12 protein-coding genes are annotated in these 14557 nt (G+C 71.1%); 4 read left to right on the top strand and 8 right to left on the bottom strand.

Going from position 1 to position 14557, the window contains the following annotated elements; all coding sequences use genetic code 11:
- Nucleotides 1-148 precede the first annotated feature (148 nt).
- Nucleotides 149-904: an IclR family transcriptional regulator gene (locus ACGFYN_RS00390; protein ID WP_393863467.1), complete on the bottom strand. Its 756-nt coding sequence runs from the start codon at nucleotides 902-904 to the stop codon at nucleotides 149-151.
- A gap of 79 nt (nucleotides 905-983) precedes the next feature.
- On the bottom strand, nucleotides 984-1409 hold the full coding sequence (locus ACGFYN_RS00385; protein ID WP_393864132.1) for a MarR family winged helix-turn-helix transcriptional regulator: 426 nt from the start codon (nucleotides 1407-1409) through the stop codon (nucleotides 984-986).
- Nucleotides 1410-1604: 195 nt separating this feature from the next.
- Between ACGFYN_RS00385 and ACGFYN_RS00380 the strand changes: the two genes are divergently transcribed.
- From ACGFYN_RS00380 to ACGFYN_RS00365, 4 genes are read left to right on the top strand one after another with little or no spacing between them, the layout of a single operon-like run.
- On the top strand, nucleotides 1605-2522 hold the full coding sequence (locus tag ACGFYN_RS00380; protein ID WP_393863466.1) for an SDR family NAD(P)-dependent oxidoreductase: 918 nt from the start codon (nucleotides 1605-1607) through the stop codon (nucleotides 2520-2522).
- A 47-nt stretch (nucleotides 2523-2569) separates the two neighbouring features.
- Nucleotides 2570-3448, top strand: coding sequence for an amidohydrolase family protein (locus ACGFYN_RS00375; protein WP_393864131.1), 879 nt, complete (start codon nucleotides 2570-2572; stop codon nucleotides 3446-3448).
- A 10-nt stretch (nucleotides 3449-3458) separates the two neighbouring features.
- Nucleotides 3459-4970: a long-chain fatty acid--CoA ligase gene (locus ACGFYN_RS00370; RefSeq protein WP_393863465.1), complete on the top strand. Its 1512-nt coding sequence runs from the start codon at nucleotides 3459-3461 to the stop codon at nucleotides 4968-4970.
- A gap of 15 nt (nucleotides 4971-4985) precedes the next feature.
- A complete protein-coding gene (locus tag ACGFYN_RS00365) occupies nucleotides 4986-5441 on the top strand; it encodes a MaoC family dehydratase (RefSeq protein WP_393863464.1) in 456 nt (151 codons plus the stop codon).
- Here ACGFYN_RS00365 and ACGFYN_RS00360 read toward each other — a convergent pair.
- The 6 genes from ACGFYN_RS00360 to ACGFYN_RS00335 are packed head-to-tail and all read right to left on the bottom strand — an operon-like array spanning nucleotide 5432 to nucleotide 14546.
- Complete coding sequence (locus tag ACGFYN_RS00360; RefSeq protein ID WP_393863463.1) at nucleotides 5432-6262, bottom strand: PaaX family transcriptional regulator C-terminal domain-containing protein; 831 nt, start codon at nucleotides 6260-6262, stop codon at nucleotides 5432-5434. The genes ACGFYN_RS00365 and ACGFYN_RS00360 overlap by 10 nt on opposite strands.
- 25 nt (nucleotides 6263-6287) lie before the next feature.
- Entirely contained in the window at nucleotides 6288-7139 is an 852-nt protein-coding gene (locus tag ACGFYN_RS00355; protein WP_393863462.1) for a hypothetical protein, read from the bottom strand.
- The gene (locus ACGFYN_RS00350; protein WP_393863461.1) at nucleotides 7139-8833 is read right to left on the bottom strand and encodes a histidinol-phosphatase; all 1695 of its coding nucleotides are present in this window, start codon (nucleotides 8831-8833) and stop codon (nucleotides 7139-7141) included. Before ACGFYN_RS00350 ends, ACGFYN_RS00355 begins: the two co-directional genes overlap by 1 nt.
- A gap of 35 nt (nucleotides 8834-8868) precedes the next feature.
- Nucleotides 8869-10701, bottom strand: a complete 1833-nt coding sequence (locus tag ACGFYN_RS00345) for a LamG-like jellyroll fold domain-containing protein (RefSeq protein ID WP_393863460.1) — start codon at nucleotides 10699-10701, stop codon at nucleotides 8869-8871.
- 60 nt (nucleotides 10702-10761) lie between these two features.
- Nucleotides 10762-13686: a glycoside hydrolase family 2 TIM barrel-domain containing protein gene (locus ACGFYN_RS00340; protein WP_393863459.1), complete on the bottom strand. Its 2925-nt coding sequence runs from the start codon at nucleotides 13684-13686 to the stop codon at nucleotides 10762-10764.
- Entirely contained in the window at nucleotides 13683-14546 is an 864-nt protein-coding gene (locus ACGFYN_RS00335; protein WP_393863458.1) for a carbohydrate ABC transporter permease, read from the bottom strand. The genes ACGFYN_RS00340 and ACGFYN_RS00335 overlap by 4 nt, the downstream gene beginning before the upstream one ends.
- Nucleotides 14547-14557 lie beyond the last annotated feature (11 nt).

Raw genomic sequence — 14557 nt, 5'->3', positions numbered from 1 at the left:
TGATGAAACACAGCGCGACGAGGAAGCCGCACCACCGCGGAGCCGCACCGATCGCGGCCGGGGCCCTGCTGGGCGGACTGCTCGCGCTCGTGCCGGCCGTGACCGCGACGGCCGGCACGAGCGCGAGCGGCGAACCGCTGAGCCGGCCTCACGGCTCCTTCGCCGGCCGCCAGCCCATCGCCCGCGAGATGCCGAGTGCCGCGAGCCGCACCGCGGGAGCCAGCACCGGTACCTGTGCGTCGGTCTGCGGTACCACCACCGACACCGCGGCGACCACCGCCCCGCCCCGGCCGCGCACCGGGGCCGCCACCGACAGGGCGTCGTCGGTCACCTGACGGCTGCTCACCGCGACTCCCGTGTGCCGCACCTCGGCCAGCACCCGGCGCAGCCGCCCGGGGTCGGTGATGGTGTACGGCGTGAAGGACGCGAGCGTGCCCGCGCAGTACTGCTCCTGGAAGTCCGGATCGCCGTGCGCCAGCAGCACGAGCCCCACCCCGGTGGCGTGCAGCGGCCAGCGGGCGCCGACGCGGATGTGCACCCCGACCGCGGAACGCCCCGAGATCCACTCGGTGTAGACGACCTCGTCGCCGTCCTGCACGGCCAGCTGCACGTTCTCGTGGGTGGCCTCGTACAGGTCCTCCAGATACGGCAGGGCGAGCTGGCGCAGCGCCAGTCCGCGCGGGGCGAGTGTCGCGATCTCCCAGAGCCGGAGCCCGACGTGGTAGACGCCGGACTCGTCCCGCTCCAGGGCGCCCCAGTCGGTGAGGGCGCCCACGAGCCGGTGCGCGGTGGTGAGGGTGAGCCCGGCCCGCCGGCTGATGTCCGTCAGGGACAGCGCGGGGTGCTCGTGGTCGAAGGCGGCGAGCACGGCCAGCAGCCGGTCGGGCGCGGTGGGAGCGGTCATGGGCGGGGGTCCTTGGGGTGTGCGTCCTCCGGGCGGGCCAGGTCGTAGCGGCGGGCGCTCGACGGACCCGTGCGCGGCATCAGGCCAGTCCGTCCTCCGCGATCCGCAGCAGCAGCGCGTGCAGCGTCTCCCGTTCGGCCGGCTCCAGCGGGCCGAGCAGCTCGTTCGTCACCCGCAGGCCCGCCTCGTCGGTGTCGCGCAGGAAGACGCGGCCCGCGGCGGTGAGGACGACGATGCGGCTGCGGCGGTCGTCGGGGGAGGGGCGGCGCTCGGCGAAGCCCAGCTTCTCCAGGTCGTCGACCAGGCCGACGATCGCGCTCGGGTCATAGCCGAGCCGGACGCTCAACTCGCGCTGCAGCGCGCCCTCGGAGGTGGCCAGGAAGCGCAGGACCGCGTAGTGGCGCAGGCGCAGTCCGGACTCCTGGAGGAACGTGTTGAACAGCTGACCGGAGCGCAGGCCGAGGCGGTACAGGAGATAGCCCGTGTCCGCGTGGAGCCCGCGCATCCACGGCTCGTCCGCGTCGATGGGCTGCGGGGTGGCGTGCTGGCGTGTGATGGCGGGCTCCCTGTGCTCGGTGCGTGGCGGTGACTCCAGCATGGCGCACCTCCCGGTCGCCAACAACTATTGACGTCAACAATTATTGCTCTTAGCTTCGATCTCGTAGCCGCACCCAGCAAGCAGAAGTGAAGGGACCCATCCGTGCCCAGCATCGATCTCACCGGCAAGGCCGCCGTAGTCACCGGCAGCGGCCGGGGCCTCGGCCTCGCCTACGCGCACGCCCTGGCCGCCCACGGCGCGTCCGTGGTCGTCAACGACGTCGACGAGGCCGTGGCCGAGGCGGCCGTGAAGACCATCACCGAGGCCGGCGGCACCGCCGTCGCCGAGGTGGTACCGGTCGGCACGAGCGAGGCCGCCGACCGGCTGGTGGCCCGCGCGGTCCAGGAGTTCGGCCGGCTCGACGTCCTGGTCACCAACGCCGGCATCCTGCGCGACAAGGTGCTGTGGAAGATGACCGACGACGACTTCGACGCGGTTGTCACCACCCACCTCAGGGGCACCTTCACCTGCGCCCGCGCCGCCGCCGTCCGCATGCGCGAGCAGGCCGAGGGCGGCACGCTGATCCTGGTCGGCTCACCGGCCGGCCAGCGCGGAAACTTCGGGCAGACCAACTACGCGGCCGCCAAGGCCGGCATCGCCGCCATGGCCCGCACCTGGTCGATGGAGCTGGGCCGCGCGAACATCACCGTCAACGCGATCGTGCCGGTCGCCGCGACCGCGATGACCGAGACCATCCCCGCCTTCGCCCCGTACATCGAGGCCAAGCGGAACGGCGAGCCCCTGCCGGACCTCCTGCGCAAGGGCGAGGGCTTCGGCACCCCCGAGGACTGCGCCGCCCTCGTCCCCTTCCTCGCCTCGGAGGCCGCGCGCGGCATCACCGGCCAGGCCATCGGCATCGGCGGCGACAAGGTGGCACTCTGGTCCCATCCGCAGGAGGTCAGGACGGCGTACGCCGACGGCGGCTGGACCCCCGGCACCCTGGCCGAGGCCTTCCCGACATCCGTGGGTGCCGAGCTCCAGTCGGTCGGCATCCCCGCGCCCAAGCTTCCGGAGGCGTGATGGCTCCCTCCATGAACTCCTCCACGAACGCCTCCGCGACCCCCGCCATGAACCTCGACGACCTGGTCGCGATCGACGTCCACACCCACGCGGAGGTCTCCTCCAAGGGCGGCCACTCCTCCCTGGACGACGACCTGCACGAGGCCTCCTCCGCCTACTTCAAGGTCCAGGGCAAGCGGAAGCCCACCCTGGAGGAGACGGCCGCCTACTACCGCGAGCGGAAGATGGCCGCCGTGATCTTCACGGTGGACGCCGAGTCGGCGACCGGCACCGCGCCCGTACCGAACGAGGAGGTCGCCGAGGCCGCCGCCGCCAACGCCGACGTCCTCATCCCCTTCGCCTCCATCGACCCCTTCCGCGGGAAGGCGGGCGTCAGGCAGGCCCGCCGCCTGGTCGAGGACTACGGGGTGAGGGGCTTCAAGTTCCACCCCAGCATCCAGGGCTTCTTCCCGAACGACCGCTCGGTGGCGTACGGCCTCTACGAGGTGATCGAGGAGACGGGCACCATCGCCCTCTTCCACACCGGCCAGACCGGCATCGGCGCCGGCGTCCCCGGCGGGGGCGGCATCCGGCTCAAGTACTCCAACCCGCTCCATGTCGACGACGTCGCCGCCGACTTCCCGCACCTGAAGATCATCCTGGCGCATCCGTCCTTCCCCTGGCAGGACGAGGCGCTCGCCGTCGCCACCCACAAGCCGGGCGTGCACATCGACCTGTCCGGCTGGTCGCCGAAGTACTTCCCGCCGCAGCTCGTGCAGTACGCCAACACGCTGCTGAAGGACAAGGTCCTCTTCGGCTCCGACTTCCCCGTCCTCACCCCCGACCGCTGGCTCGCCGACTTCGGGAAGCTGTCGATCAAGGACGAGGTCAAGCCGAAGATCCTCAAGGAGAACGCCGCCCGGCTGCTCGGGCTGGCCAAGCCGTAAGGGGCCGTAGATGCGCAATGAGGGACTGGGGTCGTGGCCCGCACGCCGGGCCCGCAAGACACCGCACCGCACCGCCCTGATCCACGGCGGCACCTCGCTCACGTACGCGCAGCTGTACGTCCGCACCACCCGCCTCGCCCACGCGCTGCGCGCCTGCGGCATCCGCCGCGGCGACCGCATCGCCTACCTCGGCCCCAACCACCCCTCCTACCTGGAGACCCTGTTCGCGGCGGGCACGCTCGGTGCGGTCTTCGTCCCGCTCAACACCCGCCTCGCGGGCCCGGAGATCGCCTTCCAGCTCTCCGACTCCGGTGCGAAGGCACTCGTCCACGGCTCCGCGCACGCCGGCCTCGTCGCCGGACTGCCGGGCGACACCGACGTACGGACGTATCTCCAAGTCGGCTCCGAATACGAGGAGTTGACGGAAGCTGCTGCGGACGAGCCGATCGACGAACCGGTCGTGCCCGACGACACCTGCATCATCATGTACACCTCGGGGACCACCGGCCGCCCCAAGGGCGCGATGCTCACCCACGCCAATCTGACCTGGAACGCGCTCAACGTCCTCGTCGACACCGACCTGTTCGCCGACGAACGCGCCCTGGTCTCCGCGCCGTTGTTCCACACCGCCGGCCTGAACATGCTGACGCTGCCGGTCCTGCTGAAGGGCGGAACCTGCGTCCTGGTGGAGGCCTTCGACCCCGAGGCGACCTTCGACCTGATCGAACGGCAGCGGATCACCTTCATGTTCGGGGTGCCGACGATGTTCGAGCAGCTGGCCCGGCACCCGCGCTGGCCGGACGCGGACCTGTCCAGCCTGCGCATCCTCACCTGCGGCGGCTCCCCGGTCTCCACCCCGCTGATCGCCGCCTACCAGGAACGGGGCCTGACCTTCCTCCAGGGCTACGGCATGACCGAGGCGTCCCCCGGCACGCTCTTCCTGGACGCCGAGCACGCGGTGAGCAAGGCGGGTTCGGCAGGCGTTCCGCACTTCTTCAGCGATGTCCGCGTCGTACGTCCGGACTTCACACCGGCCGGCGTCGGCGAGACCGGCGAGGTCGTGGTCCGCGGCCCGCACGTGATGCCCGGCTACTGGGGGCTGCCCGAGGAGACGGCCCGCACCTTCACCGACGGCTGGTTCCGCAGCGGGGACGCGGCCCGGCTCGACGAGGACGGCTACGTCCACATCGTCGACCGCATCAAGGACATGATCATCTCCGGCGGCGAGAACATCTACCCCGCCGAGATCGAGGATCTGCTGCTCTGCCACCCGGACATCGTCGAGTGCGCGGTCATCGGCGTACCGGACGACAAGTGGGGCGAGGTGCCGCGCGCGGTCGTCGTCCCGCGCGAGGGCGCCGCGCTCGACCCCGACGAGGTGCTGGCCTCCCTGTCCGGCCGCCTCGCCAAGTACAAGATCCCGAAGTCGGTGGCGCTCGCGGACGAACTCCCGCGCACCGCCTCCGGAAAGCTCCTGAAGTCCCGGGTGCGCAAGCGCTACGGCACTCCCCGACTCCCGTAAGGAACAAGGCTGCTCATGAGCGTCACCGTCAACGGCATCGACGAGCTGAAGAAGCTCGCCGGCAGCGACCTCGGCACCAGCGACTGGATCGAGGTCACCCAGCAGCGCATCGACACCTTCGCCGACGCCACCGGCGACCACCAGTGGATCCACGTGGACCCCGAGCGCGCCAAGGAGGGCCCCTTCGGCGCGCCCATCGCGCACGGGTATCTGACCCTTTCCCTCTTCATCCCCCTGTTCACCGAACTGCTCGACGTCCAGGGCGTCACGACGAAGGTCAACTACGGCCTGAACAAAGTCCGTTTCCCCTCACCGGTGAAGGCCGGCTCCCGGATCCGTCTCGTCGGCAGGCTCGCCGGGGTCGAGGACGTGCCGGGCGGGGTGCAGATCACCGTGGACGGCACGATCGAGATCGAGGGCGGCACCAAGCCGGCCGCCGTGCTGCAGAGCCTGTCGCGCTTCTACGCCTGATCGGGGCGGACCGGCACCAGGTCGAGAAGGCGTTGCGCGGCCTCGCGCGCGAGCGGGGTGAGCCGGTCGTGCACCGTCCGGAACGTCTTCTCGGCCCGCTCCGCCGGCCAGTCGTCCGGCAGGTGCTTGACCGGCAGACGCGGGTCGCCGCGGATGATCCGCAGCCACTCGGTGTGCAGCCGCAGCCGCAGCACGAGGGCGTCCTCGGGCTCCGGCAGCGGGCTTTCCCGGCCGGCCCAGCGCTGCGCGAACTCCTCGTAGCGCGAGGCCAGTTCGGGCAGCTCCCAGGTCTCTTCGATCATCGCGCCGATGTCCATGCCGAGGTCGGCGTGGGCGCGGAAGACCTTCACATGGGCGGACAGGCCGAGTTCGGCCACGAGCCCCGCCACGTCGATCTCGCCCGGCGCGATCCACAGGCCGCTGAACAGCGGGCCGAAGCCGCTCCAGGTGAGCTTGGAGCGCAGGTCGTGCCGCTGCCGCTGCCAGGACTCGGGGAGGGAGAAGCCGAGCAGGGTCCAGGTGCCGTCCCAGTCGCGGTTGACCGCGCCGGTGTGCCAGATGCGCCGCTCCCCGTCGTGCAGCACGGCCCGCGCGTGCTCGGTCAGACCGAAGTACATCCTGCGGCCCTCGCGCTGGCGGCGCAGCAGCCCCCGGTTGACCATCCGGGTCAGGGTCGAGCGGGTCGCCTGCTCGCCGACTCCGGCGCGCTCGAACACGTCGATCACGCTGCCCGAGTACACGCAGACGTCCCGCCCGAGCACCTGGTCGCCCAGGAACGTCAGCAGGAGGGACTGGGGCCGCAACGACTCCTCACCGGTCATGCGGCCCACCGTACGACGACTCCGATCAGTTCGTGACCTGGCGGTACGAGTACACGGTCGTCGCGAGCGCGCACACCCCCGGCGGGACGACCTCCGCACGCAGTGTCCCGCTGTTCACGTCGTAGTCGACGCCCTCCGCCTCGAACGTGCCGTCCTTGCAGATGCTCTGCTGCGGCAGGCCGAACAGGGCCTTCACCGAGCCGGTGACGGGCTGCCCGTCCAGCTTGTGCGGGAGGTCGACCTGGAGGAGCGGGCGGCTTTCGGGGAAGAGCTGACCCGACGCGTCGTCCGAGGCGCACACCAGGCGGGTGCCGGTCACGAAGTCGCAGCCCTGGATGTCGCGCACCGGCTTGTCCAGGGTGATCTGCCAGGCCTCCTCGAGCTCGCCGCCCTGCTGCGGGGTGGACGGGTTCAGCAGGGGAGCCGGAAAGACCTGGAGCCGGTTCTGGTCGCCCCACTCGCCCGACACCAGCCACTGCGCGTCGGGCGACACGGCCGCGAAGGAGTTGTTGACCTTCTCGCCCGGGTTAAGCCGGTGCACGTACTCGTAGCGCTTCCCGGCCGGCGTGGTGACCGCGTACATCTTGGACGTGGCCGTGTCGGCGCCCTGGTAGGCGTCGAAGGTGTAGCCGCGCGCGACGTCCGGGTCGCCGACGTGGTTCCAGCCCTTGACTCTCAGGCCCAGCGGGATGTCCGCGAGACCGCGGTACAGCACCGAGCCGTCGGCGCGGCTCGCGAGGCCCTGCCCGCCGCCCAGCGAGTCGGTGTACGACGTGCCGGACTGCACCCAGTGCGGCTCACCGGAGGCGAAGGCGCTCGGGGCGCCGAGGGCGAGAGCGGACGATAATGCGGCCACAGCGACGAGTTGACGCTTCATCAGGCACCTGCCACGTCTACGAAGATGGGGTTGGAATAGAACCACGTATCGGCCCACGGGTCACCGTTTCCGGGCTCGTGCGGAATCGGCCCGTTCGGGTCGACCGTGGTGCCCAGGTAGCCGGCGCCGTGGCGGTTGCCGTCGCTGCCGCGCAGCCGGACGTAGAAGGACTCGTCGCCCGCGGTCAGCGGGATGCGCAGGGTGTACGCGCTCTTGCGGCCGGACACGTCCTCGGTGCGCACGACCTTGGTGGCCGGGGCCTGCCAGGTGTCCCGGTCGCTCGCCGGGCCGCGCACCGCGCCGCGGATCACGTCCACATGTGCCAACTGCGGCAGGATTCCACGGGGGTTGGCTCGGGAGGCCGTCGTCACCGTCACGTTAAGGGTGATCTTCTCGCCGTTGCGGACCCGCAGCCGTCCGCCCAGCGTGACGCCGCGTCCGTGGTCGCAGTCCCGCTTCAGGCGCACGTCGAGCCCGTCGAGCAGATGCCCGTGGTCGAGCCAGACACGGCCCGCGCGCAGGCCCGCCATCACCGCGCGGTAGCCGTAGCGGGTGACGCCGACGTGGGTGCGGCTGAACTCGCCGGGCCAGAAGTCGCTGCCCGGCTGCGGGGTGTCGGTGTTCACCGGGTCGGGCAGCCTGCCGGTGTTGTCGAAGTTCTGCCCGGCCGGCCAGTCGCCGTTCTTCCAGGTGTCGAAGACCGTGCGGTGGTTGTCGGAGTTGGTGGTGATCGTGAAGAGACGGCCCTCCGACAGCATCGCGTCCCACAGGCCGCCCACGGTCGCGGTCGCCCAGTCGAAGCCGCCGTAGGTGAGGTAGGCGTCGGCCGGATAGCCCGCCCAGGACTGCGCGGACGGCTTGTTCTCGTACTCGCCGCGGATGGACGTGCTGCCGCGCAAGGCCGGGATCGCCGCGCCCTGGGCGCCGGGCGCGCCCTCCATGCCGATCATGATCTCGGGGGCGGCGTCCCGCCAGTTGCGCATCTCGTGCGGGGAGTCGATGCCCAGCCGCAGGGGGTGGTTGGCGAGGACGAGGACGTCGTCGATGTAGCCCGAACGGCGCTGCTCCGCCAGCCACTTGATCGCCTTGACGGCGTGCGCCTCGTTGCGGGCGGTGTCGGCGTCGGCGGCGCCGCCCTTGTCGTAGCCGAGCAGCTTGCCGTCGTAGGCGAGCTCGAACCGCGTGAGCAGGTCGGTCTCGTGCGAGCCGGGCGCGGCGAACACGGTGCAGTGCTCGGCGGCCGGGATGTACCACTCCAGGCCCTGGAAGATCAGCTGGCGCGGGTTCTGCCGTCTGGCCTTGACGATCTCGGCGTGCTCCAACTTCGCGCCGTAGTGGGCATGCCCGAAGTTGGAGTGCTCGTTGAACACCATCCAGTCCAGGCCGTACGTGGCGGCGGCGCGCGCCTGCTGGGAGAACGTGTACTTCGCGTCGTGGCTGTAGACGGAGTGCACATGGTGGTCGCCGACGAGGTAGGCCAGGCGCGGATCGTCGCCGCCGAAGCCGCGGCCAAAGGTGGCCTCGGCGGCGGAGGCGGGTTCGGCGAGGGCCGGTCCCGCCGCCGCACCGAGCGTGAACGCGGCGCCGAACAGGCCCGCGCGGCGCAGGAGTTGGCGCCTCGACACGCCTTGGGCGTCGAGGTCGCCGGGCGAGACGGACGGGTCGGCCCAGACGGGTAGCTGCTGCTCGGTCATGGTCGGGTACGTGTCCTGTTCGGGTCCGAGGGGCGTCAGTGGGTCATGAAGGAGGTGACGGGCAGCGCCCGCGCGACGATCCGGACGTCGCCGAGACGGCCGTGCAGGATCTGGTCGATCTTGTCGGAGTACTCGTAGCCGCCGAGCAGCCAGGGCAGCCCGGCCGAGGCGATGCCGACGGCGGTGGCGTGCGGGTTGCGGGCCACGGGGCAGCCCTGGACGTACATGATCGTGTGCCGTCCGTCGTTGACCACGGCCAGGTGCCACCAGGTCTCGCGGGCGGTCTCGTCGCCCCAGTTGGTGGCGAGCTGCCGCTGGTCGAGCGGGTGCGCCGCCCACTGCGTGCCAGGGCCGTCGGTGATGGAGAGGGTGGCCAGCGGTTCGTCGGGGTCGTCCGTGACCGTCCCCACGGAGCCGTTGCGGCCGGTGCGGCTGACGAGGCCGGACCAGGCGTTGTGCGAGGCGTCCCAGTCGGCGGGCAGCCGGTAGAACGCCTCGATGGTGTAACCGTCCTCGAAGGTGGCCGAGTTGAGCGGGGCGCCGTCGACCGTCCTCAGATACGCGCCCTTCAGCGGCGACTTGTGGCCCTGGAACTCCAGGCTGCCGTGGCCGGGCTGGTCGGGGTGGTGGTCGTTGGACCAGCCGAGCGTGCCGCCGCCCACCGAGACCACGGTGAGGTCGTTGCCGTGGCCGGACAGGTCGCGGACGGTGCCGGAGACGGCCGAGTCGAAGCGCCAGTAGGCGGCCGTGCCCCGGACCAGCATCGCGGAGGCGGGCCGTGCCGGGCGGGGCCGCACCGGGTCGAACCCGGAGAAGCGGTCGGCGAAGTCGATGTCGACGGAGAAGCGGTCAGCGTCGCCGCTGAGCTCGATCTCCTGCCGCTCCAGCTCGTTCAGTCCCTTCTTCGCCCGGCCGAGGATCCACGGGGAGACCGTCTCCACGTCGATGACGTTCCGGTCCAGGTCGAAGTGGTAGAGGCGGATCATCGCCGCGCCGCCGAAGTAGCGGTTCTGGTAGTTGGTGAGGTGGAGATGGACCGCGTTGCCGGCCGCGTTCCTGCGAGTCGCCCGGCCGGCGGGCCAGTAGTGGCCGTTGAGCGTGAGGAAGATCTGGTCGTGGCCGTCGACCAGCTGGTCCCACAGCTGCTGCCCGTAGTCCGACAACTGGTCTTCCTCGACGACGAGTTCGTGCGTGGTGAGGATGACCGGCGTCTTCGGGTGCCGGGCGAGCACGTCCTTCGCCCAGGCGTATCCCGTCGCCGAAAGCCGCCAGTCCAGCGCCAGCACCAGCCACTCGCGGCCGCCCGCCCGGAACAGGTGGTAGGTGTTGTAGCCGTCCGTAGAGGCGCCCCCGAACGTCGGCTTGCCCTTGAAGCGCTGCGGGCCGAAGGCGTCCAGGTACGGAGTCGGGCCGCGCTGGTCGTCCGTCGACGACCTGATGTCGTGGTTGCCGGCCAGCACGCTGTAGCCGACTCCCCGCCGGTCGAGCAGCCCGAACGCCTCGCTGATCGCGGCGAATTCCTCCTTGGCGCCGTTCTGGGTGAGGTCGCCGAGGTGGGACAGGAAGACGATGTTGTCCGCGGATTCACCGCCCTGCTCCAGCAGATACCGCAGGGACGCCTCGACGGGCGCGGGGTTGATGCTGGGCCCGTCGAAGAGGTACTGGGTGTCGGGCATCACCGCGAGGGTGAAGCGCCGGTTCTCCGGGTCGGGCCGCCAACCGCTGCCCGAGGCCGCCTCGGCGGCGGCCGGCAACGCGACGCCGGCCGTGGCGGCGGCGCCCAGCAGCGCGGTGGCCCGCAGAAAACTGCGCCGTCCGGCACCGGCCTGTGCGGCCTCGCCCTGGCTGTGGTCATGCGAAGTACACACGTGCGCTCCGTGAAGGACGTCGAGAAAGTCGGGAAAGCCGAGAAAGCCGAGAAAGAGGACTCAGGGAACGCGCAGGGTCCAGCTCCAGCGGTGGACGCCCGCGCGGATCAGAAAGGAGGCGGAGGTGTCGGGCCCGCAGGACGCCGTGCCGAGCCCCCGGTGCGCCGCGTCGAGATGCACCACGCACCCGGAGCGCGGCACCAGTTCGTCATGGTGTGTGGCGGCGGTCAGGTCCTCGGCGCGGAACCGGGTCACCGAGACCTGGCGCGGCTCGTCCAGCTCGACCGCGAGACCGGTCGCGTCCGGCGCGGACAGCGTGAAGCGCCGTACGCCGTGCCGGCCGCCGCTCTCCTGCGGACGCAGATAGGGGGTGAACAACTCGTCGACGGGAAGGGCGTGATGGCCGACGGGTGCGCCCGTGCTGCGGTCGGGATAGGACTCCCACGGCCCCTGCCCGAACCACTCCAGCAGGTCCAGGCCGTCCGCCGTCTCGAAGACCGAGCCGACCCGCGCCACGTCGTCGAACTCCTCCGGCAGCTCCGCCTCCTCGTCGATCAGGATGCCGCCCTCGACCGGGGTGAGCACCTGCCGGTGGCGTACGACGCCGGCCGTGCCGGCGTACTCGGCGTCCACGGTGACGCGGCCGCCGTCCCGTCGTACCGAGACCGCCTTGCGGACCAGGGCGTCGAGCCCCCACGTCCGCCAGCGCGGGGCCGTGCCGCCGAGCTCGTCGTTGTCGGTGGGCGCCCGCCACAGGGACAGCGTGGGGCCGGCGGTCAGCAGGGGATGGAGCAGGAGGCCCTCGTCGTCGACCCGCGGCACGCCGTCCACCGGGACGTCCCAGGACACGGAGGGGCCGCGCAGCCGCACCTGCGGCACGCACACCTCCGTGCCGCGCGGCGCCCACGGCAGGTCCTCGGCCGTCGTCACCCGCAAAGTCAGCCAGGCCTCGCCGCCGTCGCGCGGCACCGCGAAGGGCAACGGCACGGCGGCCGTCTCGCCCGGCCGCAGAGCGGGCAGTTCGGCCGGCGCGGTCAGTGTGCGGCCGTCGGCCAGGGACAGCTCCCAGGTACCGGACAGCCAGTCCAGGCCGCGGAAGTGCTGGTGGTTGCCGAGAACGATGCCCTCGTGCCGGTAGCACTCGATGCGCAGGGGCGCCGCGATCTCGCGGTGCTCGTACAGGGCGGGCTTCGGGGTGCGGTCGGGGAAGACGACACCGTCGGCGACGAACGCGCCGTCGTGGATCGTCTCGCCGAAGTCGCCGCCGTAGGCCCAGCGGTGGCCGGGTGCGGTGACACCGTTGTCGTACAGCCCGGCGCCCGCGCGCCCGGCAGGTCTGCCGTCGCTCACGCGTTGCAGGATGCCGTGGTCCCAGAACTCCCAGATGAACCCGCCCTGAAGACCCGGCGTGGACTCGATGGCCGCCCAATGGTCCGCGAGCGTGCCGTTGCTGTTGCCCATGGCGTGGCTGTACTCGCACTGGATCAGGGGCCTGGTCTGCCGGCCCGAGAGGGCGTGGGCGACGCAGTCCTCGATCGGCGCGTACATGGGACACGCGATGTCGGAGGCGTCGTCGGTGGCCGCCCAGTCGAGCTTGGCGGCGCCCTCGTACTGGATCGGCCGCGTCGGATCGTGCCGCCGGACCCAGCCGGCCGCCGCGTCGTGGTTCGCGCCGTAGTCGGACTCGTTGCCCAGCGACCAGACGATGACGGAGGGGTGGTTCTTGTCGCGCAGCACCATCCGTGAGACGCGGTCCACGAACGTGTTCAGATAGCGCGGCTCGTCGGCGATCTCGTGGGCGTGGTCGTGGGACTCGATGTCCGCCTCGTCGACGACGTAGAAGCCGAGCTCGTCGGCGAGGTCGTAGAGGGCCGGGTCGTTCGGGTAGTGGGAGGTGCGGATCGCGTTGAAGCCGAAGCGCTTGAGCAGAACCAGGTCCGCGCGCATGTCCTCGTACGACACCGTGCGGCCGGTCAGCGGGTGGAAGTCGTGCCGGTTGACGCCGCGGATGAACACGCGCTCGCCGTTGACGAGGAGGTCCCGGCCGGCGATCTCCACGTCGCGGAAGCCGATGCGGTGGCGGGAGGTGTCGGCGACGGTGCCGTCCGGGCGGTGCAGGCGGACGGTGAGGTCGTACAGCTCGGGCGTCTCGGCGTTCCAGGTGCGCACCTCGGGCACGGTGGCCCGGACGCGGGCCTCGCCGAGGAAGTCGGAGACCCGTTCGTCCTCGGCGTTGAGGCGGTCGAACTCGGTGTCCTGAGCGAGGAGTTGCCCATCGAGGTCGGCGCTGACGTGCCACCCGCCGGGCAGCGCGCCCCGCGCGTCGCGCACGCGGCAGCCGACGCGCAGTCCGCCGTCGGACCCGGCGCGCACGGTCACGTCGGCCAGGTGCAGGGGGTCGGTCGCGTACAGCAGCACCGACCGCGTGATGCCCGCGTGCCACCAGTGGTCCTGGTCCTCGACGTGCGAGGCGTCCGACCACTTCACCACGGTCAGCCGCAGCACCGACCGCTCACCGGCGCGTACGACGCCGGTGAGGTCGAACTCGGCTGCCAGGTGGGAGTCCTTGGAGATGCCGACGGGCCGCCCGTCGACGTGCACGAGCAGCACGCTCCCGGCGGCGCCGACCTGGAGCACGGTCCGGCGTCCGGACCAGTCGGCGGGGACGTCCAGCTCGCGCTCGTACACGCCCGTCGGGTTGGCGGCGGGGGAGCCGGGCGGGACGTCGGGGAACGGCATGCGGACGTTGGTGTACTGCGGCAGGTCGTCGGCACCGGCGGACTGCACGGTCCAGGCGCCCGGGACGTACGCGCAGGACCAGGCACCGCCGACCGGCGCGTCCGGAACGGACAGCAACTGGAAGCGCCAGTCGCCGTCCAGGGAGAGCGCTCCCTCGCGCCGGTCGACGGCGTTCATCGCGAGCCGCCCCCAGGAGGTCACCTCTGGTGCCTCCCAGGGGCGGAGCGCGAGCAGGGGGTCGGTCAACGGATGGCTCCCTTGCCGAGGTCGCCGATGATCTGCTTGGCGCCGATCGCGAAGACGAGCAGCAGCGGGACGAGCGCGAGCAGGGCGCCGGTCATGACCATTCCGTAGTCGGTGGTGCCGTGGGTGCCGTTGAGCTGGGAGAGCGCGACCTGGAGGGTCACGTTGTCGGGGTTGGTGAGGGAGATCAGGGGCCAGGCGTAGTCGTTCCACTGACCCATGAAGGTGAAGATGCCGAGGAAGGCCAGGCCCGGCCGGACCACGGGGAGGGCCACGTGCCAGTACTGGCGCAGGAAGCTCGCGCCGTCGATGCGCGAGGCGTCGAGCAGCTCGTCGTGGATGGCGCTCTTCATGTACTGGCGCATCCAGAAGATGCCGAAGGCGTTGGCCGCGGCCGGCACGATCAGCGCCGTCATGGAGCCGATCCAGCCGATCTTCGCCATCATCACGAACTGCGGGATGATCGCCATCTGCGTCGGCACCATGAAGATCGCCATGAGCAGGGCGAACAGCACTCTGCGACCCGGGAACTGGAACTTGGCGAAGACGAACGCGGCCAGCGAGTCGAAGAACAGGACCAGGAAGGTCACCGACGACGCCACCAGCAGCGAGTTGAGCATCGAGCCGAAGAAGTCGATGTTGTCGAAGAGGCTGCGGACGTTCTGCAGGAAGTGCGAGCCGGGCAGCAGCTTGGGCGGATAGGAGAAGATCTCGCTGGAGGTGTGGGTCGACATGATGACGGCCCAGTAGAACGGGAAGGCCGACAGCAGCAGTCCGGCGATCAGGACGGCGTGCAGCGCGATGCCCCGGCCGCGGGTTCCCTTGATGCCCCGGGGGCGCTTGGTGTGCTGGAGGGATGCCATGGCGTTCAGGC

It is taken from the genome of Streptomyces sp. NPDC048419 (assembly GCF_043200415.1).
Classification (GTDB): Bacteria; Actinomycetota; Actinomycetes; order Streptomycetales; family Streptomycetaceae; genus Streptomyces.
Note: the sequence above shows the minus strand (reverse complement) of the source record. Positions and strands in the feature narration are given on the sequence as shown.